Source organism: Streptomyces sp. SAS_270, from assembly GCF_052543295.1.
The window spans coordinates 14,723-36,199 of record NZ_JBMNDS010000037.1; the positions used below are offsets into that span (position 1 = coordinate 14,723).

Genomic DNA, 21,477 nt, shown 5'->3' on the forward strand with positions numbered 1-21,477 from the left:
GAAGCGGAGCGCCGGAGGCGGTGTGCCGAGGCGGTGGGATCAGCCGGCGACGATGACCGTGGGGCCCTGGCTGTCGGCGAGGACGACGGTCGGACCCTGGCTGTCGGCGAGGACGCTCGTGGGGCCCTGGCTGTCGGCGAGCTGGTGCTGCATGCCCTGCTGGATCTGGGTGACGCCCGCCTCGACCGAACCGCCGAGACCGAGGACCAGCGTCGCCGCGACGAGACCGATGAACCCAGCAAGCTTGCGTCCCATGATGTCCGCCCCTAAGTGGTGTTTGTGGAGTTTGCGGTGTTTTCCGCTTCCCGACACCACTGATGTTGCTGGCGGCCGTTCCCGGGCCGTTCCCCGTGTGTTACCGCCCCGCGGGAACGCATGCGGGAACGGCCCGGGAACCCCCACGGGATCGCCCCAGGAACGCCTTTGACCTGCGGTTACTCGCCCAGGCTGCAGCCCACCACGCGCGGCCCCGCCGCGGTCATGACCACCCGGGTACGGGCCGGTCCCGACTCATGGCCCGCCAGATCGAGCAGGGATCTGACGAGGGAACGCACTGCGGCCCGCGCGGACTCGTCCAGCGCCACCGTGGCGCCCTCCTCGCCCGCCGCAGCGGCCTCCCCGCCCCCCGCGACGGCGTCCCCGTCCGCCGGATGCGCGGCGATACGGGCCACGCTGTGCATGCCGTTCACCGTCTCCGTCTCGACGCTGAACTCGGGCCCCTGCGGGGCCTCCTGATCCTGGGCGACGTCCGGCGGGGCCGGGACGTCACCGTTCGCACGCTCGGCCCACCGCTCCACGGTGGACAGGTCATGGAGCGCGTGCGACAGCTCCGCCCGGTCTTCCGCCCGATCCGGCGAACGGTCCCGTGTGTGCTTCACGGAAGTACTCCTTCTGCAGACAACGACCTCGCGACCGTGGCGCGCGAGCGTCCCGATCCCGTCCCGTTCCGTTCCCGCCGAATTCCCGTTCCGCCGTTCGCGATGGGAACGCGTCGGGAATCGACCGCCCCATCATGGCGCCCAATCGAACTCGGAAACGGACCACGACGGCCCGTATCCGACTGGCATGCGACCGTCCTGGGGGCAGCGCAGTGACAGCAACTCCACCCGTCGAACCTCCCGGCCGCTTCGCCGGCATGGGGCCGCTCATGCTGGTCTGGTCGGGGCAGGCGGTCTCGCTCGTGGGCAGCGCCGCGGTCCGGTTCGCCTTCGTCGTCGACGTCTGGTCCGCCGGTGAGCGGGCGAGCGCCGTCACCGTCCTGTCCCTGTGCGCCGTACTGCCGCAGGCCGTCCTCAGTCCCATTGCGGGTGCAATCGTCGATCGCATGCGCAAGCGGTCGGCGATGCAGTTGGCGGACGCCGGGGGCCTCCTCGTGGTGGGCCTGCTGGCGCTGCTCCACTACCTCGGTCAGCTGCAGTCGTGGCAGATCTACCCGGCCACCGTGCTGCTCGGCGCCTGCGCGGCCTTCCAGCTCCCGGCGCTCGCCTCGGCGGTGCCGCTGCTCGTTCGCAAGGACCAACTCGGCCGCGCCAACGGCCTGCTGGCCGGCGCCAAGAGCGCCGCGGGCATCTGCGGTCCCGCGCTCGGCGGGGTCCTGCTCGCCTTCTGCGGAATCGGCCCGACTCTCCTGATCGACCTGGTGAGTTACGCCTTCGCCCTGGTCGGCGTACGGCTGGTGCGGCTGACCGGGGACCGGCCCGCGCCGAAGCCGGAACCGGGCGCGCCGCGCCGCCGGATCACCGCCGAGGCCGGGGAAGGCCTGCGGTACCTCTTCCGGATGCCGAGCCTGCGCGACCTGATCGTCAACTTCTGCGTCGTCAACCTGGTCATGGTCTTCGGCTTCGCCCTCATCCAGCCCATGGTGCTGCTGCGCGCGGACAGCACGGCGCTCGCCGCGGTCAACACCGCGATCGGCGCCGGCGGGGTCGCGGGCGGTGTGCTGATGGCCGCCTGGGGAGGGCCGCGCAACCGGGGCCGCGGCATGATGCTCGGCATCGTCGGGATGTGCCTGTCCGCTCTGGTGGGCATGGCGTTCGCGGACGGTGTCGTCGCCTGGTCGATCGCGGTGCTGATCGGCGCGCTGCTGACGACCGTCGTCAACTCCCAGATGCACGCCATCGTGCAGACCAAGGTCCCCCAGGAGTGGCAGGGCCGGGTCTTCGGAGCGGTGATGTTCCTCGGGTACATCTCCGTCCCGCTCGCCACCGGCCTCGCGGGTCCGCTCGCCGACCACGTCTTCGAGCCGGCCGCAGCGCACGGCAGCGGACTGTTCACCGTCCTCGGCCCGCTCCTCGGCGACGGGCCCGGCAGCGGCATGGCGGGGATGTTCCTCCTCGCGGGCGTCGCCGGTATCGCGGTCGCCGTGTGGGGGCTGGCCAGCCGCTCGATCAGGGACATCGACGTGCTGCTGACGGACGCGGACACCCCCACGGATGACGAAGCCGAAGCCGCAACCGCCGCCGAAGCGACTCAGGAAGGAGACCGGCATGAAGTGCGTGCATGAGCTCGTCGAGGAGCGGGTGCGGGCCTTCCCGGACGCCACCGCCCTGATCGACGGCGACGACCACCTGAGCTACGCCGAACTCGACGTGCGGGCCGCCCGGTTCGCCGGTCTGCTCGCCGGGCACGGCGTACGGCACGGCGACACCGTCGGCGTGTACCTGGAACGCTCCGCCGAGCTGGTCGTGACCGTCCTCGGCATCCTCAAGGCGGGCGCCGCCTATGTGATCCTCGACCCCGGCTTCCCGGCGGCGCGGCTGCGCGCCATGGCGGCCGACGCGGCTGTCGGCGCGGTGGTGGCCCGCCGCGACACCCCCCTCGACGGGGTCGAGGCCCGCCCGGTGCACCCCGAGGACGCCCCGGCGGCGGCCCCGCTCCCGCCCGGCGCGGTACGGGTCCACCCCGACGACCTCGCCTGCGTGATGTTCACCTCCGGCTCGACCGGGCGCCCCAAGGGCATCGCCGCCCCGCACCGGGCGGTCGCCGCCACCCTCACCGGCCAGGACTTCGCCTCCTTCGGCCCCGGCGCCGTATGGCTCCAGTGCGCGCCGCTGTCCTGGGACGCGTTCGCCCTGGAGCTGTGGGGTCCCCTGATGAGCGGCGGCACCTGCGTCCTGCATCCCGGGCGCCGGCCCGAGCCGTTCGTGATGGCGCGGCTCGTCGCCGAGCACGGCGTCACGTCCATGTACCTGTCCTCGTCGCTGTTCAACGTGATCGTCGACGAGTACCCGACCGCCCTCGCCGGTCTGCGCGAACTCCTCGTCGGCGGCGAGGCATTGTCGCCCCCGCACGTGGCCCGCGCCCTCGAACGCCGCCCGGACCTGCGCCTCGGCAACGGCTACGGCCCCGTCGAGTGCATGGTCTTCCTCACCGTCCACCCGATCACCCCCGAGGACCTGCGCACCGGCGGCCCCCTGCCGATCGGCCGCCCGCTGGCCGGCAAGCGCCTGTACGTCCTCGACGAGAGCCTGCGCCCCGTCCCGGACGGCGAGCCGGGCGAGCTGTACGCGGCCGGCGCTGGCCTGGCCCGCGAGTACTGCGGCCGCCCCGGCCTGACGGCGGAACGCTTCGTCGCGGGAGGCGGTGAGACGCATCCGAGCTCGCCCCCGGCCTCCGCCTCGCCTGCGGCCTCCGCCTCCGCCTCCGCCTCCGCCTCCGCCTCGGCCGAGGGGCGTGGCGCGGCCACGGACTCCCGTTCGGCCTCCGTTCCGGATTCCGGACCCGGCTCGAGTTCGGGGTCGGGTTCGGGGTCGACTGGCGGCTCAGGTCGGGGCTCGGCCTCCCGCTCGGGCTCCGGCACCGGTCCGGCCCCCGCCCCGGCCTCGGCACGTGTCCCGGGCGAGCGCCTCTACCGCACCGGCGACCTCGTACGCCGGCGCCCCGACGGTGTGCTGGAGTATCTCGGCCGGGCCGACAGCCAGGTCAAGATCCGGGGCTTCCGGGTGGAGCCCGGTGAGGTGGAGAGTGTGCTCGCCCGGCACCCCGGCATCGACCGGGCCGCCGTCGTCGCGCACGACCACCCGGCCGGGGACCGCCAGCTCACGGCCTACGTCGTCCCGCGCGCCGACACCCAACGGCCGCCCACGGCCGACGAGTTGCGCACCTACGCGCAGACGGTCCTCGCCGACTACCTGGTCCCCGCCGCCTTCGTCGCCCTCGACGCGCTCCCGCTCACCCCGAGCGGCAAACTCGACCGCGCGGCCCTCCCCGCGCCCGTCGACACGGCACGCGGGCCTGGTGAGAAAGCCTCCGCCCCTGCCGTGGAGAGCGACACCGTACGCGCTCTGTGCGCCCTCTTCTCCCAGCTCCTGGACTCCGGCCGGGAGACAGACCCGGACGAGGACTTCTTCGAACTCGGCGGCCACTCCCTGCTGGCGGCCCGTCTGCTGGGCCGGGTCCGCTCGGTGTTCGGCGTCGAGATCGACATCCGTACGCTCTTCGAGGCGCGCACCCCCGCCCGGCTCGCCCCGCACGTCGACCGCGCACCCGCCGCCCTGCCCCCGCGGGCACCCGAGTCGGCGTCGGGCCCCCTGCCGGTCTCCGACGCCGAGCAGCGCCTGTGGTTCCTGGACCGGATCGGTGCGGGCGCCGCCTACAACCTGCCGATGCTGGTCCGGCTGCGCGGCGCCCTCGACCCGGTCGCCCTGAGTGACGCGCTGGCCGATGTCGCCGACCGCCACGAGGTCCTGCGCACGCTCTTCGACGAGGCCGACGGCGTGCCCGTACGGCGGGTGCTGACCGGGCCGGACGCCCGGCCGCCGTTCGCCCATCTGCACGTCGGGGTGGCCGAGTTGGACGACCGCGTCGAGCAGGCGGCACGCCGTCGTTTCGACCTGCGCACCGAACTCCCCCTGCGGGCCGTCCTCTTCACCGTCCGGGAACGCCCGGACGAGCACGCACTACTGGTGCTGGTGCACCACATCGCGGGCGACGGCTGGTCACTGCGCCCGCTGTTCGGCGACCTGTCACGCGCCTACGAGGCCCGGGCGCGGAGCAGCGGCCTCAGCGGCACCACTCTCGCGCCGCTCCCCGTCCCGTACGCAGAGCACGCTCGCCGCCGTCTCGACCGGCTCGGCTCACCGGCCGACCCCTACTCCCTGATCACCAGGCAACTCACCTACTGGAAAGACCAGTTGGCCAATCTGCCCGTCGACGGCCCGCTGCTGCCGCGCCGCCCGGAGCGGCCCGCCGTGCCCGGCCCGGACGCCGGCGTCGTCGTACGGCGGCTGGACGCGGCGGCCCACGCCCGGCTCGTGGACTTCGCCCGGACCCGCGGCGCCACGCTCTTCATGGCGCTGCACGCCGCGCTGGTCACCGCGCTGGTGAGGGCCGGGGCCGACCCGGACACGGCCATCGGCGCACCCGTCGCCGCCCGGGCCGCCGCGGAGAGCGGTGTGGAGGACGTGGTCGGGTTCTTCGTCAACCTGCTGACACTGCGCACCGACGCGTCCGGCGACCCCACCGCGGCCGAGCTGCTGCGCCGGGTCCGGGACGCCGACCTCGGCGCCTTCGCCCACCAGGACGTGCCGTTCGAGCACGTCGTCGGTGCGCTCAACCCGGTTCGGCTGCCCGGGCGGCAGCCGTTCACCGACGTGGTGCTCGCGCTGCAGAACAACGCCCGCGCCGAGGTCGCGCTGCCCGGCGCCGAGGGCGGCGTCGAGCTGGTGCGCACCGGCGCCGCACGCTTCGAACTCCTCGTGGACGTCTCGGAGTCGACAGGACCGGACGGTGCGCCCGGCGGTCTCACCCTCACCTTCGAGTACCGGGCCGACACCCTGGAGGAGTCCTTCGTCGACTGGCTGGCCGAGGCGCTTCCCCAGGCCCTGGAAGCCGCCGTCGCCGACCCTGACGCCCGTGTCTCCGGGCTGGCCCTGCCCGAGCCGCCCCGCCGGGCGGGCCCGGGCGACCGGATCACGGCCCGGGAGCGGCCCGCGCGGCCCGCCGCCCCCGGCGAGCCGCTCACCGCCCAGGAGAAGCGCACCGCCGCCGTGTGGTGCGACGTACTGGGCCTGCCGGAGGTCGGCCGGCACGACGACTTCTTCGCGCTCGGCGGCAACTCGCTGCGCGCGGTCCGGGTCGCGGCCCGGCTGAGCACCGACGGCCGGCCGGTCACCGCGGCGCAGATCTTCGCCGCGCCCACCGTCGCCGCCCTCGCCGCCGAACTGGAGCGGGCCGCCGCCGGCCCGGCACCCACCGCGGCCCCCATCCCCCGCCGGGCGCGCGTCCCGCGCAGGCCCGAGCAGCCGACACCCCACACGACACCCCACCGCGGCAACAGGAAGCAGGAGGACAGGCAGTGGACCTCAGCGTGATGTTCTTCGGTGCGGACAGCACCACCGCCGGGCAGACCAGCCACGAGCAGACCTACGAGGACATCCTCACCGTGGCCCGCGAGGCCGACCGGCTCGGTTTCCACGCCCTGTGGACGCCCGAACGGCACTTCCAGCAGGTCGGGCAGGTCTTCCCGAGCCCGCCGGTGCTCGGCGCGGCCCTCGCCGTCGCCACCGAGCGGATCGGTATCCGCGCGGGCAGCGTCGTCCTGCCGCTGCACCATCCGCTGAAGGTCGCCGAGGACTGGGCGGTCGTCGACAACCTCTCGCACGGCCGGGTCGGCCTGTCCGTCGCGACCGGCTGGCACTCCACCGACTTCACCCTCGCCCCCGGCACCTACGCCGACCGCCGCGCCCGCACCATGGACACCGTCCCCGCACTGCGGTCTCTGTGGGCGGGCGAGAGCGCCGAGTACCCGGACGGCACCGGGCGGCCCGTGAGCGTCGTGACGCAGCCGCGCCCCGTCCAGGACACCCTGCCGCTGTGGATCACCACCTCCGGCAACCCGGAGACCTGGGAGGCGGCCGGCCGGCTGCGCTGCGGGGTGCTCGGCGCGACCGTCGGACAGAGCCGCGACGAACTCGCCGACAAGATCGACCGCTACCGCGCGGCCTGTTCCGCCGCCCCCGACCAGCGGGGCACCGACGCGCACGGCCGCGTGACGCTCATGGCGCACACCTACGTCGGCGCCGACGACGCGGAGGTGCGCCGCCTGGCCGCCGCCCCCCTCAAGAGCTACCTCGCGTCCTACCTGCGCCAGACCGCCGCCAACCGCACCGCGGATGCCGGCACGGCCGCGCTCACCGAGGAGAAGACCGCGATGCTCGCCGAGTTCGCGTTCGAGCGCTATCTGAGCTGGGGCAGCCTGCTGGGCTCGCCCGGCCACTGCGCCAAGATGCTCGCCGACCTCGCCGAGCTGGGCGTCGACGAGATCGCCTGCTTCATCGACTTCGGCCTCGGCCGCGACGACGTACTCACCGGCCTGCGGCGGCTCGCCGAGCTGGCCGAGCTGAAAGAGGCCCTGCGATGACCGCCCCCGTTTCCACCGGCCCGCCCGCGTCCCTGCGCCCGCCGGCCCGCCCGTCCGCCGCCCCCTCCCTCGCCGACCGCTTCAGCGCGCTGGGCGGCGAGCAGCGCGTCCGGCTGCTGCGCCGCATGGTGGAGACCGGCCGCGTACGCGAGATACCCGCCGTCGTCCCGCCGCGCGACCCCGCCCGGCCCGTGCGGCTCAGCCCCGCGCAGCAGGACCTGTGGGTGTACGAGTCGCTGTATCCCGGCACCCCGGCGCTCAACCTGTGCTGCGCCTACCACTTCGACGAACCCGTCGATCCGGCCCACCTGGAGTCCGCGCTCTCCCTCATCCAGCGCCACCACGACATCCTGCGCACCCGCGTCACCGAAGGCCCGGACGACGAACTGCACGTCGACTTCCCCGACACCGGCGCGTTCGTCCTGGAACGCGAGGACCTGCGCGGCACCGGCACCACGGTCGGCCAGGCCTTCGACACCTTCCGGCGCCGTCCCTTCGACCTGGGGCAGGACCGGCTGATGCGCGGCCGCTTCGTGCGCGTCGACGAACGCCGTACGACGCTGATGCTGAGCGTGCACCACGTCATCGCCGACTGGTGGTCCTTCGACGTGCTCCAGACGGAGTTCGCCGAGGCCTACCGGGCCGTGCGCGAGGGCACCGCGCCGCGACTGACCCGGCCGGCCGTGCAGTACGCCGACTTCTCCTCCTGGCAGGGCGAGCTGGAGGAGGCCGGGGTCTTCCGCGAGCGGCTGGACTTCTGGCGCCGCTACCTGGCCGACCTGCCCGCACCGCTCACCGCCCCCGGCTACGGCGCCGCCGCGGACGACCCCGAGCGGGACCTCGACGGCATCGTGCACGTCGAGTTCGGCCTCGACGCGCCCACCGCGGCCGCGATCCGCGCCCTCGCCCGAAACTCGGGCACCACCGTCTACGTCGTCCTGATGGCCGCGTTCGCCGTGCTCGCGCACCGGGTGACCGGCGCCGAGGACATGGTCCTGGGCACGCCGGTCGCCAACCGTTCCGCCAAGGGTCTGGAACGGGTCATCGGGTACGTCATGAACGCCGTGCCGACCCGCTGGCGGGTGCGCCCCGACAGCGCGTTCGCCGATCTGCTCACGACGTTCGCCGCGGACTTCCCGGACCTCGTGGCCAACGCCGACCTGCCGGTCGGCCGGATCGTCGCGGCCACCGCTCCCGAGCGCAGCATCGGCCGTTCCCCGCTGTTCCAGTGGGTGTTCATGCACCTCAACCAGCAGCCGAGCGTGTCAGCGGTACGGGAGTTCGCCGAGCCGGAGCGCATCCACACCGGTGGCGAGCACGACCTCGTCGGCGTCGTGAAGGACGACGGCGACGTCATGATCGGCAGCTTCGAGATCCGTACCGACACCTTCTCGCCCGACGCGGTGACCCGCTGGGCCGAGTGCTACGTCGAACTTCTCCAGCGCATCACCGCCGAACCCGCCCTGCGCGTACGGGACATCGACCTGGTCCCGGCCGCACTGCGCGACCGTCTGCTCGACGCCTCGGCCGGACCCGCCGCCCCGGCACCCGCCTCCCTGCCCGAGCTGGTGGCCCGCCAGGCCGCCCGCACCCCCGACGCCCCGGCCCTCGACACCGGCACACAGATCCTCACGTACGCCCAACTGGCCGCCCGCGTCGACCGGTTGGCAGGCGAGCTCGCCCGGCGCGGCGCGGGACCCGGGCACCTCGTCGCGCTCGCGCTGCGCCGCGGCAGCGACTGGCCGGTGGCCGCGCTGGCCGTCCAGCGCACCGGCGCCGCCTATCTGCCGCTCGACCCCGACCATCCCGCGGAGCGGTTGCGCCGCGCCCTGGCCGACGCCGGGCCCGTGCTGCTGATCACCGAGGCCGGGTCCCCGCCTCCTGAGACGGATGTGCCGGTGCTGGTGCTGGACGACGCCGATGAGGGCGCTCCGTACGACGGCCCGTACCCGGACCCGGCCACCGCCGCCTACGTCATCCACACCTCCGGCTCGACCGGCGTACCCAAGGGCGTCGTCGTCCCGCACTCCGGGCTCGCCGCGCTCGCGGGGACCCTCGCCGGCCGCTTCGCCCTGGCGGCCGACAGCAGGGTGCTCCAACTCGGCCCGCCCACCTTCGACATCTCGGTCGCCGACCTGTGCATGGCCTTCGGCTCCGGCGGCACGCTGGTCCTGCCGCCCGACGGGGTCCTCGTCGGCGCCGACCTCGGGAGTGTGCTCACCCAGCGGCGCGTGTCCTGCGCGATGGTGACACCGTCCGTGCTGGCGACCGTGCCCGACGGGCCCTACCCCGACCTGCGGGTCCTCGCCGTCGGCGCGGAGGCCTGCCCGGCGGACCTGGTGGCCCGCTGGGCGGTCGGCGGACGCCGCTTCCACAACGCCTACGGGCCCACCGAGGCCACCGTCGCCGCCACCCTCTCCGGGCCGCTGGCCGCCGACGGCACACCCCCGCCGCTGGGCACCCCGGTGGCCGGCGCGGACGTACGCCTGCTCGACGCGCGGCTGCGCCCGGTGCCGCCCGGCGTGCGCGGCGAGCTCTACCTGTCGGGGCCGCTCGCCGACGGCTATCTGCACCGGCCCGGCCAGAGCGCCGAACGGTTCGTCGCCGACCCCTACGGGCCGCCCGGCAGCCGCATGTACCGCACCGGCGACCTCGCCTGGCGAGACGACGACGGCACCACCCACTACCTGGGCCGCACCGACGACCAGGTGAAACTGCGCGGCCTGCGCATCGAGCCCGCCGAGATCACCGCCGCGCTCGTCGAACACCCCGGCGTCAGCCGGGCGGTGGTCGTCGTCCGTGAGGGAGCGCGCGGCAGGCGCCGGCTCGTCGGGTACGTCGTCCCGGTCGCCGGGCACGTCCTGGACGCGGACGCGCTGCTCGGGTACGCCGCCGAACGGCTGCCCGCCGCGTTCGTCCCGGCCGACGTGGTGGTCCTCGGCGCCCTGCCGCTGACACCGCGCGGCAAGATCGACCGGGCCGCCCTGCCCGCACCCGCACCCCGGACCCCGGCCGCCGCGCCGAACGGTCGCAGCGCCTCCGCGGCCGCTCCCGCCGGTCCCGTGCGGACGCTGTGTGCGCTGTTCGCGGAGGTCCTCGGCGTCGAGCGGACCGACGCGGACGGCGACTTCTTCCGGCTCGGCGGCGACAGCATCATGGCCATCCAGCTCGCCGCCCGCGCCGCGGCCGCCGGTCTGGTCCTCGCCCCGCGCGACGTCTTCACCGCCCGCACCCCCGCCCGGCTGGCCGCCCTGGCCCGCCCGTCCGCCCCCGAACCGCACGCCGAACCCGACATCGCCGAGGGGCGCCTCCCGCTCACGCCGGTCATGCACTGGTGGCGCGAACAGGGCGGCCCGCTCGGCGCGTTCACCCAGTCCATGGTGGTTCCGGTCCCGGCGGGCACCGACCTGGAGCGGATCCGCTCCGCCGTGCGCGACCTCGCCGAACGGCATGCCGCCCTGCGCCTGCGGCTGCTGTGCCACGACCACGGCGGCTGGGAGCTGGAGGTGGGCCCCGGCGACGGCGGCGCGGCTGCTCGCACCTCGCGCCTGGCCGTCCCCGAAAGCGCGGAACCGGCCGTGACTGCCGCCGAGCTGGCGCGCACCGCCGTACTCGACCCGGAACAGGGGGAGATGCTGCGGGCGGTCTGGCTCGACGCCGGCCCCCGTCGTGCCGGGCTGCTGCTGCTCACCGTGCACCACCTGGCGGTGGACGGGGTGTCGTGGCGGGTGCTGGGGCCGGAGCTGGCCAAGGCGCTGGAGACCGGGGCCGGGGGGTCCGGCGCTTCGGCCGGGTCCTCGGCGGCCTCGTTCACCCGGTGGGCGCGGCTGCTGCCGGCCGAGGCGCACCGAGCGGTCGATGAACTGCCCTGGTGGAAGGAGCAGCTGGCCGACACAAGGGCAGGGATCGCCAAGGCGGTCGGGGCCGGTGCGCACCGGTCGACCGTCACCGTCGAGCTGGACGCCGAACTGACCAGGAACGCGCTCGTCACCCTTCCCGGAGCCTTCCACTGCGGTCCGGACGCCGTCCTGCTCACCGCGCTGGTGCGGGCGGCCGTCCGCCGGCGCGGGAACGGATCGGCGCTGCTCGTGCATCTGGAGGGCCACGGCCGCGAGGCGCTGTCGGCGCCCATTGACGTCTCCGGGACCGTCGGCTGGTTCACCACGCAGTACCCGGTGCGGCTCGACCCCGGTGCCGCGACGGACGGGCGCACGACGACCGACGCGCTCAAGCGGGTCAAGGAGCAGCTGCGGGCGGTACCGTCCGGCGGCCTCGGCTGGGGTCTGCTGCGCTACCTCCACCCCGAGGCGGGCCCCGAACTGGCCGCGCTCACCGCACCCGACGTCCGCTTCAACTACCTGGGCCGGTTCGCCGACGGAGACACCGCGGGCGGCCGGCTGCTCGACCCCGGCCCCGACGCGCTCCCGCTCGCGCACGCCCTGGAGATCGACGCCCTGGCCCGGGAGACGGACGGTGAACTCCGCCTGGAAGCCACCTTCTCCTACGCGGACGGCGTGTTCACCGAGGCGGCGGCGGGCGAACTGGCCCGGCTGTGGATCGAGGAACTCACCGCCCTGGCGGCGGACTCCGCGGACGGCGAGGGCTCCGGCCACACGCCCTCCGACTTCCCGCTCGTCGACCTGACCGTGGACCAACTCACGGCGCTGGAGGACGACTTCGGGTTCGACGGTGACGAAGGTTTCGAGTTCGACGCCGGGGACGGGGTGAGCGCCCGATGAGCGGCAACGTCGTGGACGTCCTGCCCCTCTCCCCGGCGCAGGAAGGACTGCTGTTCCACACCCTGAAGGACACCGCCGGACCCGACCCCTACCTGGTCCAGGCCCGGTTCCGGCTCGGTCCCGGCGTCGAGCCGGCAGCGGTACGGGCCGCGGTGACCCAGCTCCTCGGGCGCCACCCCAACCTGCGCGCCTGCTTCCGTCACGAACGGCTCGACCGGCCCGTGCAGATCATCCCGCGCTCCGTCAAAGTGCCGTGGCGGGAGACGGACCTGAGCGGTCTCGCCCCTGCCGAGTCGGCCGCACGGACCGAGGAACTGCTGCGCGAGGACGCGGCCCGGCGCTTCGACCCGGCCCGGCCGCCGCTGGTGCGCGCGGTGTTCGCCCGCCACGACACGGGCGCCGAACTCCTGCTGTCCTTCCACCACATCCTGCTCGACGGCTGGTCGATGCCGGTCCTGGAGGAGGACCTCGCCGCCCTGATCGCGGGCCGCCCGCTGCCGCCCGCCGCGCCCTACCGCGACTATCTGGCATGGCTGGGCCGAAAGGGCCAAGAGGGGCAGAACAAGGCGGAGACCGCGTGGGCCGAGGCGCTGGAGGGCCTGGAGCGGCCCGCGCTGCTCGCCCCGCCCGCGTCGTACGACGTCCCCGAGGGGGCGGATACCGCCTTCGACCGCGCCCAGGTGCGGCTGCCCGCCGACCTGACCGCGGCGCTCACCCGGCGGGCGGCCGACGTGGGCGTGACCCTCAACACCCTTGTGCAGGCCGCCTGGTCACTGGTGCTGGCCCGCATGACCGGCTCCCGAGACCTGGTCTTCGGCGCGGTCGTCTCCGGCCGCCCGCACGACCTGCCCGGCGTGGAGAGCATGATCGGGCTGTTCGTCAACACACTGCCGGTGCGCGTACGGCTGCGGCCGGACGAGACCGCGGGGGAGCTGCTCGTCCGCCTCCAGGGCGAGCAGTCCGGCCTGGTCGACCACCATCACGCGCGCCTCGCCGCGGTGCAGCGCGCGGTCGGCGCCGGGGAGCTGTTCGACTCGGTCCTCGCCTTCGAGAACTTCCCGCAGCGCGCCGAGGACGACACCGGCCCCGACGAACTGCACCTGGTCCGGGTCACCGACTCGACCCACTACCCCGTCACCCTCGCCGTCGTCGCCGGTGAGCGGATGCTGCTCTCGGTCGGCTGCCGCCGGGGCCCCGCCGCCTCGGCCGTCACCGCCCGCATGAGCCGGGCCCTGGAACAACTGGCGGGCGATCCCGGCCGGTTGGTCGACGACATCGACGTACTGCCGCCCGACGAGCGCCGACTGCTGCTCGACCTCGCCGCCGGACCGGCCCGACCCGTCGCCGAACCGGCCACCGTCACCGGCCGTTTCGCCGACCGGGTGGTTCTCACGCCGGACGCCCCCGCTGTCGAGTGGGACGGCGGGATCCTGACCTACGCCGGCCTGGACGCGGCGTCCGGCGTGCTTGCCGCCCGGCTGACCCGGGCGGGCGTGGCCCCCGGCGACACGGTGGCCCTGCTCCTGCCGCGCTCCGCGTCCGTCGTCGTGGCCCAGCTGGCGGTGCTCAAGGCGGGCGCCTGCTGGCTCCCGCTCGACCCGGCCCAGCCGCCCGCCCGGCTGGCCCGTACGGCGGCGGAGTCCGGGATCCGGGTGGCGCTCACACAGCGGGGGAGCGAGCCCCGGCCGGGGCAACTCCCGGAGCACATACGTCTCCTGGACGTCGCCGAGCCGGACCCGGTCCCCGCCGCCCCCGGCCCCGCGGAGCACACGCCGCCCCCCTCCCACCCCGAGTCACCCGCCTGCGTCCTCCACACCTCCGGCTCGACCGGCGAACCCAAGGGTGTCGTCGTCCCGCAGCGGGCCGTCGTCGAGCTGGCCGCCGACGCCCGCTTCCGGGGCGGTGCGCACGGGCGGGTGCTGCTGCACGCCCCGTACACCTTCGACTCCTCGACGTACGAGGTGTGGATACCGCTGCTGAACGGCGGCACGGTCGTCGTCGCCCCGCCCGGGCCCCTCACCCCCGCCGTCCTGCGCCGCGTGATCCCCGAGCGGCGGATCACCGCGCTGCTCCTCACCCCCGAACTGCTGCGCACCGTCGCCGAGATCGCGCCCGACGCACCGGCCGGGCTGCGCGAGGTGTGGGCCGGGGGCGACGTCCTCGCCCCCGAGGCCGTGGCCCGGATCCGGGAGCACTGCCCGGGCATCACCGTCGTCAACGGTTACGGCCCCACGGAGGCGACCGTGTTCGCCACCGCCCACACTGCCGGCGGAGCCCCGGGCAGGGTCCCCGTCGGGCGCCCGCTGGACAACACCCGCGCGCACGTCCTCGACGCCCGGCTGCGACCGGTGCCCGTCGGCGGCACGGGGGAGCTGTACCTCGCGGGCACCGGGCTCGCCCACGGCTACCTCGGGCGGCCCGCCGCGAGCGCCGAGCGGTTCGTCGCCGACCCGTACGGGCCGCCCGGCACCCGTATGTACCGAACCGGCGACCTGGCCCGCTGGACACCCGACGGCACCCTGGACTTCGCCGGTCGTGCCGACGATCAGTTCAAGGTCCGCGGCTTCCGCATCGAACCCGCCGAGGTCGAATCCGTTCTCACCGGCTGCCCCGGCATCCGCCGAGCCGTCGTGGCCCCCCGCCCGGACGCCACCGGCGGCAAGCGCCTGGCGGCGTGGCTCGTACCGGACGAGGCCGCCGGCCCAACCGACGACGTCTGGCCCCAAACCCTCGCCCGCGTACGGGAGTTCGCGGCCGACCACCTCCCCTCCCACCTCATCCCCTCCGTCTGGGCTCGCATCGACCACGTACCGCTCACCCGACACGGCAAGACCGACCGGGCCGCGCTGCCCGAGCCGGTGGCCATGGCCCGCCCCGCCGCTGCCCGGGCGCCGGGCAGTGCCCGTGAGCGGGAGCTGTGTGCCCTGTTCGGGGAGGTGCTCGGGATGCCTACGGTGGACCCGGACACCGACTTCTTCGCGGCCGGCGGGCATTCCCTGACCGCGCTGCGGCTGGTCTCGAAGGCGCAGAACGCGTTCGGGGTGCCCGTACCGCCTGCCGCGCTGTTCGCGGCGCCGACACCGGCGGCCCTCGCCGCCCGGCTCGACGAGACGGCCACCGTCACCCGCCCGGGGCCCGGCGGAACCGAGGCCGCCTCCGCGGACCACCTCGCCCCGCTCCTCACCCTGCGCGCGGAGGGCCACCGCATCCCCGTCTTCGGGGTGCACCCCGGGCTCGGACTCGGCTGGTCCTTCACCGGACTGCTGCCGCACCTCCACCGCGACCGGCCGCTGCACGTCCTGCAGAGCCAGGCGCTGACCGAGGGCGCGAGCGGGCTGCCGGACAGCGTCGGGGCGTTGGCCGAGGCATACGCCGAACGGATCCGCGCCGTACGGCCGCACGGTCCGTACGTCCTGGTCGGGCAGTCCTTCGGCGGCCCGATCGCACACGAGATCGCCGTACGCCTCCGCCGCGCCGGCCAGGAGGTACGCCTCCTGGCCGTCCTGGACTCCATGCCCCACCCACCCGGCACCCCCCGCCTCCCGGCGGACGTCGTCGAGCGAGAGGTACTACGAATCCTCCTCAACAGCCACGCCCCGACGACGGCTGCGCCGCCTGCCGGGTCGCGCACCGACGCGAAGGCGTCGTCGGCGGGGCTGCCTGCCGGGTCGCCCGCCCCGCCGCCCACCCGTGCCGAGGCCTTCGCCCTTGTGCGGCGGGCCGGGAGCCCGCTGGGTGTCTTCGGTGACCGGGTGCTGCATGCCATGGCCGACGCCGGTACCCATCACATCCATCTCTCGCGCAGCTGGCGCCCTTCGCCGTACGACGGGGGGCTGACCCTGTTCTCCGCGGCGCGCGACGCGTGGCCCGGCACCGAGGAGCTGACCGAGGCCTGGCGGCATTGCACCGCCGGGGTCGACACGCACGAACTGGACTGCACGCACAGCGACGTACTCCGACCGGACCCCGCGGCCCGCATCGCCGCCGTCCTCGAAACCGTCCTCCAGGGGGACTGACCGATGACCACCGAGACACTTGACCTCATCGACCCGGCCGTCGGCCCCGATCCGGCGTACGAGGCGACCGGCGAAGGCGGTGACGAGTACGAGTTCCCCGTCTCCGACGCCCAGGGCCGGCTGCTCGTCCTCGACCAGCTGAACCCGGGCACGGCCCAGTACAACGTGCCCGCCGCCTTCGCCGTACGCGGCCCCTTCGACCTCCCGGCGTTCGCCCGCGCCCTGGACGCGCTCGTGGCCCGCCACGAGTCGCTGCGCACGGTCTTCCGCACCGCCCCCGACGGCACCCAGACCCAGCTCGTCCGGGCCGCCGCACGGGCCGCGCTCACCGTGGAGCGCGGGGTGCCCGCGGACCGGGTGGACGCGCGGATGCGGGCCGAGGCGGCCCGCCCCTTCGACCCGGCGACCGGACCGCTGCTGCGCAGCACCGTGTACGCCGTCGCCGACGGCACCCACCGGGTGCTGCTCGTCGCCCACCACCTGGTCTGCGACGGCTGGTCGCTGGGCGTGATGCTGGACGACCTCTCCACCGGCTACCGGGAGGAGAAGGCGGGAGGACAGCTCGTCGCCCGCGAACTGCCTTTGCAGTTCCCGGACTTCGCCGTCTGGCAGCGCGAGCGGCTCGCCGAGGGGGCGTACGGCCCGGCGGTCGCGCACTGGGTGGGACGGCTGCGCGGCGCGCCCGCCACCGTGGAACTGCCCTCGGACCGCCCGCGGACCGGCGCGCGCTCGACGGCCGGCGGCAGCGAGCGGTTCCTGCTGGCGGCGGCCACCCGGGCCCGGCTCGCCGAGACGGCAACCGCCTGCGGCGCCACGCCGTTCATGGCGCTGTTCGCGGTCTACGCAGCCTTCCTGGCCCGCCTCACCGGCCGCGACGACCTCGTCGTCGGCTACCCGGCATCCGGCCGGGAGCGCCCCGAACTCCAGCAGACCGTCGGCATGCTCGCCAACACCCTCGCCCTGCGCGTGGACCTGCGCGGCGCCCCCTCCCTGCGCGAGCTGACCGGCCGGATCCGCGCCGCCCTGGCGGCCGCCGCCCCCTACCAGGACGCCCCGTTCGAGGCGGTCGTCGACGCACTCGCCCCGGACCGCGAGACGGGCCACGACCCCGTCGTCCAGGTCGTGTTCGCCTACGACGACGACACCGCGCTCACCCTTGACCTGGCCGGCGCCACCACCGAGCGCGTCGAACTCACCCTGGACACCGCGAAGTTCGACTTCCACCTGCACATGGAGCGGTGGGGCGAGGACCTGGCCGCCCAGTTCATCTACCGCAGCGACCTCTTCGAGGCGGCGACCGTACGACGATGGACGGGCACCTTCGCCACGCTCCTGGAGGGCCTCCTCGACGACCCGGACGCCCCGCTGTCCGCCGTGGAGGCGGTGGCGCACGACGAGCGGCGGCTGCTGATCGCCCAGAACGACCGCCTCGCCGACGCCGCCGCCCCCGACCGCCTGGTCCCCGACCTGATCGCCGACGTGGCGGCCGCCCGCCCCGACGCCACGGCGCTGGTGTGCGGCGACGTACGCCTCGGCTACCGCGAACTCCTCGCGCGGGCCGACGCGTTGGCCGCACGACTGCGCGCCGCAGGCGTACGGCCCGGCGTCCGCGTCGGGCTGCTGCTGCCTCGCTCCGCGGACCAGGGCATCGCCGCCCTCGCGGTACTGCGCGCGGGCGGCGCCTACGTCCCCCTCGACCAGGCCCACCCGCACGACCGCCTGCGCTACATGACCGAGTGCTCCGGCACCGCCCTGCTGGTGACCTCCGAGGCCACCGCCGACCGGGCCGCTGAACTCGGCGTGCCCTGCCTGCGCGTCGACCGACGCGACCCCGCCGAGGCGCCACCCGTCCCGCACGGCCCGGCACCCGGCGCCCGCGACCTCGCCTACGTGCTGTTCACCTCCGGCTCCACCGGCCGCCCCAAGGGAGTGGCCGTCGAGCACCGGGCGCTGGTCAACCTCACGATGGGCGCCCGCCACTCGTTCCCGGTGACCGCCGAGGACCGGGTGCTGCAGTTCGTGGCGTTCGGCTTCGACGTCGCGGTGTCCGACCTGTTCTTTCCCTGGGTCGCGGGCGCCGAACTGCACGTCCCGCTGGAGGACGAGCGGCTCGGCGAGGCGCTGCTGCACCGGCTGCGCGACTCCCGCATCACCTACGTGTTCCTGCCGCCGTCCGCCGCGATGCTGCTGCCCGACATCACCGGCCGACTCCCCGACCTGCGCACCCTCGCGGTCGGCGGTGAGGCCTGCCCGCCCGAACTCGTCGCGCGGCTGCACGAGCCCGGACGGCGGATCGTCAACGCCTACGGGCCCAGCGAGGTCACCGTCTACTCCCACACCGCCGACCTCGAACCCGGCGACCCCGTCGTCCTCGGCCGGTCCGTCGCCGGAGCCCGCTTCTACGTCCTGGACGAGCTGCTGCGCCCGGTCCCCGTCGGTGTCACCGGCGAGATCTACATCACCGGCGCCGGTCTCGCCCGCGGCTACATCGAGCAGCCCGGTCTGACCGCCGAACGGTTCGTCGCCGACCCGTACGGCGCCCCCGGCACCCGTATGTACCGCAGCGGCGACCTCGGCCGGATCGACGCGCACGGCGCGCTGGCCTACCTCGGCCGCAGCGACCTTCAGGTCAAGCTGCGCGGGGTCCGCCTGGAACTCGGCGAGATCGAGTCGCTGCTCGCCCGCCACCCGGACGTCGTCATCGCCGCGGCCGCCGTCCGCGGCACCGGCCCCGAACAGCGGCTGGTCGCCTACGTGGTGGGACGCGACGGGGCCGCGCCCGACGACACCGCGCTGCGCGCCCACCTCGGCGCGGGGCTCCCCGCTTTCATGGTGCCCGAGGTGTTCGTCCGCCTCGACGCGCTGCCGCTCAGCAGCAACGGCAAGATCGACCGCTCCCGGCTGCCCGAGCCCACCGTCACCCGGCGCACCCCGGACGCGACCTGGACCGAGGCCGGCACCGCCACCGAGCGGCTGGTGGCGGACGCCTGGGCGCGGGTGCTCACCGTCGACCGGGTCGGCGCCCACGACAACTTCTTCGAGCTGGGCGGCAATTCGACCCGGCTGCTGCGGGTGCTGGTCGCCCTGCGCGAGGCCGGCGCGGACGGCGGACTCTCGCTGATCGACCTGTTCCGCCACCCCACGGTCGCCGCGCTCGCCGCCCGCCTCGACCAGGCCACGAGCGCCCAGGACCCGCCCGACGACATCGACACCTCCGCCGTACGCGGCACCGAACGGCACGCCCGGCGCACCGCCGCCGCCCGACGACTCCGCTCCCGGAAAGGCACCCCCCGATGAACGAGACCACGACCGACACGTCAGAGACCCTCGACTCCGCCATCGCCGTGATCGGCATGAGCGGCCGCTTCCCCCGCGCCCCCGACCTCGACGCCTACTGGCGGAACCTGGTGGGCGGGGTCTGCTCGATCAGCGACTTCACCGAGGAGGAACTCCTCGCCGACGGCGCCGATCCGGCCGAGACCGGCGGCCGTGACTACGTCCCCTCCAAGGGATACCTGGCCGGCGCCGACCGCTTCGACCCCGCCCTGTTCGGCTTCAACCGCACCGAGGCCGCCGTCCTCGACCCGCAGCACCGGCTGCTCCTGGAGACCGCCTGGGCCGCACTGGAGGACGCCGGGCACGATCCGCTCGACGCGCCGCCCCGCACCGGCGTCTACGTCGGCGGCGGCGTCACCGAGCACATGCTCGCCGCCCAGACCGACCCGAAGCTGGCCGCGCAGATCGGCGCGCTCCAGGTGCGCATCCTCACCGACCGCGAGTTCCTCGCGCCCTGGGTCTCCTACCGCCTCGGCCTGGACGGCCCGAGCCTGAACGTGCAGACGGCCTGCTCGACCTCACTCACGGCGATACACCTCGCCGCGCAGGCCCTGCTGCTCGGCGACTGCGACACCGCACTGGCCGGGGGCGTCGCCGTGGACACCGTGCGCAAGCGCGGATACGTCCACTACCAGGGCGGGATCTTCGCGCCCGACGGCCGCTGCCGGCCCTTCGACGAGCGGTCGGGCGGCACCGTGCCCGGCAACGGCGTCGGCGTGGTCGTACTGCGCCGGCTGGCCGACGCGCTCGCCGACGGCGACCCGGTGCGCGCGGTCATCCGCGGCAGCGCCGTCACCAACGACGGCTCCGCCCGGGTCGGCTTCACCGCGCCCGGCGTCGACCAGCAGACCGCCGCCGTCGTCGAGGCCTGGACGGCGGCGGGCCTCGACCCGGCCGACGCCCAGTACGTGGAGGCGCACGGCACGGCCACCGAACTCGGCGACCGCATCGAGGCGAGCGCCGCGACCGCCGCGTTCAAGGGCGCGCTCGGCACCGGCTCCATCGGCCTCGGCTCGGTGAAGGCGAACATCGGCCACCTGGACGCGGCCGCGGGCGTCGCCGGACTCATCAAGACCGTCCTCATGCTGGAGCACGCCACCCTGGCCCCCACCGCCGGCGCCGGCCGCCCGCACCCCGAACTCGCCCTGGAGGACTCACCGTTCCACGTCGTCGACAGCGCCCGGCCGTGGCCGCAGCCCGAGCGCGGCCCCCGCCGGGCCGGCGTCAGCTCGGTCGGCATCGGCGGCACGAACGTCCACGTGGTCCTGGAGCAGGCCCCGCAGCGGCCGACGGCTCCCCGCCCCCCGGCCGCGTCGGGCCCGGAGATCCTGCTGCTGTCCGCCCGCACCCAGGAGGCCCTGCAGGCCGTCGCGGGCCGGCTCGCCACCGCGCTGCGCGCCCCCGGCGCCCCCTCCCTCGCCGACACCGCGCACACCCTGCGCTTCGGCCGCACCCCGCAGCCCGTACGCGCCTACGTCCTGGCCGCCGACCACGCGGAAGCGGCGTCCCGGCTGGCCGAACTGGCCGAAGGGCGCGCGATGTCGACCCCGGCCGGCGCCGACGAACTGAACGCTCTCGGCGAGGCCTGGCTGCGCGAGGAGCACAAGCCGTGGCCGGGCCAGGGCCGCCGGACCGCCCTGCCGACGTACCCCTTCGAGAGCGAGAGCTTCGGCGCCCTCGGCCTCGACACCCGCCGGCAGGAGCCCGCCGCCCCCGCGCAGCAGGAGGAGCCCGGCGACGACCTGGAGCAGTCCGTCCGCGCCCTCCTGGCCGACGCACTCGGCCTGGATCCCTCCCACGACCCGGAGTTGACGTACTTCGCCGCCGGTGGAGACTCCCTGACAGCCGTCCACCTGGTCGGCTGCCTCCGCGACGACTTCGACCTCGACGTCCCTCTCACCCTCTTCCTGGAACAGCTCACCCTCCACGAGATGGCCCGCCAGATCGTCGCCGGCCGTGACCCCGACGAGTCCCTGGACGCCCTGCTCAGCGAGTTCGAGGCGGAGTGAGCGGTTCTGCGCGGCAC

General features: G+C 74.9%; 9 protein-coding genes. 7 read left to right on the forward strand and 2 right to left on the reverse strand.

Features of this window, described 5'->3' with window-relative positions; translation table 11 throughout:
* Positions 1-39 precede the first annotated feature (39 nt).
* Positions 40-255, reverse strand: coding sequence for a hypothetical protein (locus ACN6LB_RS23745; RefSeq protein WP_356139676.1), 216 nt, complete (start codon positions 253-255; stop codon positions 40-42).
* A gap of 179 nt (positions 256-434) precedes the next feature.
* A complete protein-coding gene (locus ACN6LB_RS23750; RefSeq protein ID WP_445027685.1) occupies positions 435-878 on the reverse strand; it encodes a hypothetical protein in 444 nt (147 codons plus the stop codon).
* A 212-nt stretch (positions 879-1,090) separates the two neighbouring features.
* On the opposite strand from ACN6LB_RS23750, the gene ACN6LB_RS23755 reads away from it, so the two are divergent.
* The 7 genes from ACN6LB_RS23755 to ACN6LB_RS23785 are packed head-to-tail and all read left to right on the forward strand — an operon-like array spanning position 1,091 to position 21,460.
* A complete protein-coding gene (locus ACN6LB_RS23755; RefSeq protein WP_445027686.1) occupies positions 1,091-2,503 on the forward strand; it encodes an MFS transporter in 1,413 nt (470 codons plus the stop codon).
* Complete coding sequence (locus ACN6LB_RS23760) at positions 2,487-6,311, forward strand: amino acid adenylation domain-containing protein (protein WP_445027687.1); 3,825 nt, start codon at positions 2,487-2,489, stop codon at positions 6,309-6,311. The genes ACN6LB_RS23755 and ACN6LB_RS23760 overlap by 17 nt, the downstream gene beginning before the upstream one ends.
* Complete coding sequence (locus tag ACN6LB_RS23765) at positions 6,296-7,360, forward strand: MupA/Atu3671 family FMN-dependent luciferase-like monooxygenase (RefSeq protein WP_445027688.1); 1,065 nt, start codon at positions 6,296-6,298, stop codon at positions 7,358-7,360. The genes ACN6LB_RS23760 and ACN6LB_RS23765 overlap by 16 nt, the downstream gene beginning before the upstream one ends.
* The gene (locus ACN6LB_RS23770) at positions 7,357-12,099 is read left to right on the forward strand and encodes an amino acid adenylation domain-containing protein (protein WP_445027689.1); all 4,743 of its coding nucleotides are present in this window, start codon (positions 7,357-7,359) and stop codon (positions 12,097-12,099) included. The genes ACN6LB_RS23765 and ACN6LB_RS23770 overlap by 4 nt, the downstream gene beginning before the upstream one ends.
* Positions 12,096-16,115, forward strand: coding sequence for a non-ribosomal peptide synthetase (locus tag ACN6LB_RS23775; protein ID WP_445027690.1), 4,020 nt, complete (start codon positions 12,096-12,098; stop codon positions 16,113-16,115). The genes ACN6LB_RS23770 and ACN6LB_RS23775 overlap by 4 nt, the downstream gene beginning before the upstream one ends.
* 3 nt (positions 16,116-16,118) lie before the next feature.
* Complete coding sequence (locus ACN6LB_RS23780; protein ID WP_445027691.1) at positions 16,119-19,412, forward strand: non-ribosomal peptide synthetase; 3,294 nt, start codon at positions 16,119-16,121, stop codon at positions 19,410-19,412.
* Complete coding sequence (locus ACN6LB_RS23785; RefSeq protein WP_445027692.1) at positions 19,409-21,460, forward strand: beta-ketoacyl synthase N-terminal-like domain-containing protein; 2,052 nt, start codon at positions 19,409-19,411, stop codon at positions 21,458-21,460. The genes ACN6LB_RS23780 and ACN6LB_RS23785 overlap by 4 nt, the downstream gene beginning before the upstream one ends.
* Positions 21,461-21,477: the final 17 nt, after the last annotated feature.

What these genes read in the sequence shown, in the direction of transcription:
- ACN6LB_RS23745 (WP_356139676.1), bottom strand. Translation starts at nt 255, where the DNA reads ATGGGACGCAAGCTTGCTGGGTTCATCGGTCTCGTCGCGGCGACGCTG.
- ACN6LB_RS23760 (WP_445027687.1), top strand. Translation starts at nt 2,487, where the DNA reads ATGAAGTGCGTGCATGAGCTCGTCGAGGAGCGGGTGCGGGCCTTCCCG.
- ACN6LB_RS23770 (WP_445027689.1), top strand. Translation starts at nt 7,357, where the DNA reads ATGACCGCCCCCGTTTCCACCGGCCCGCCCGCGTCCCTGCGCCCGCCG.
- ACN6LB_RS23775 (WP_445027690.1), top strand. Translation starts at nt 12,096, where the DNA reads ATGAGCGGCAACGTCGTGGACGTCCTGCCCCTCTCCCCGGCGCAGGAA.
- ACN6LB_RS23780 (WP_445027691.1), top strand. Translation starts at nt 16,119, where the DNA reads ATGACCACCGAGACACTTGACCTCATCGACCCGGCCGTCGGCCCCGAT.
- ACN6LB_RS23785 (WP_445027692.1), top strand. Translation starts at nt 19,409, where the DNA reads ATGAACGAGACCACGACCGACACGTCAGAGACCCTCGACTCCGCCATC.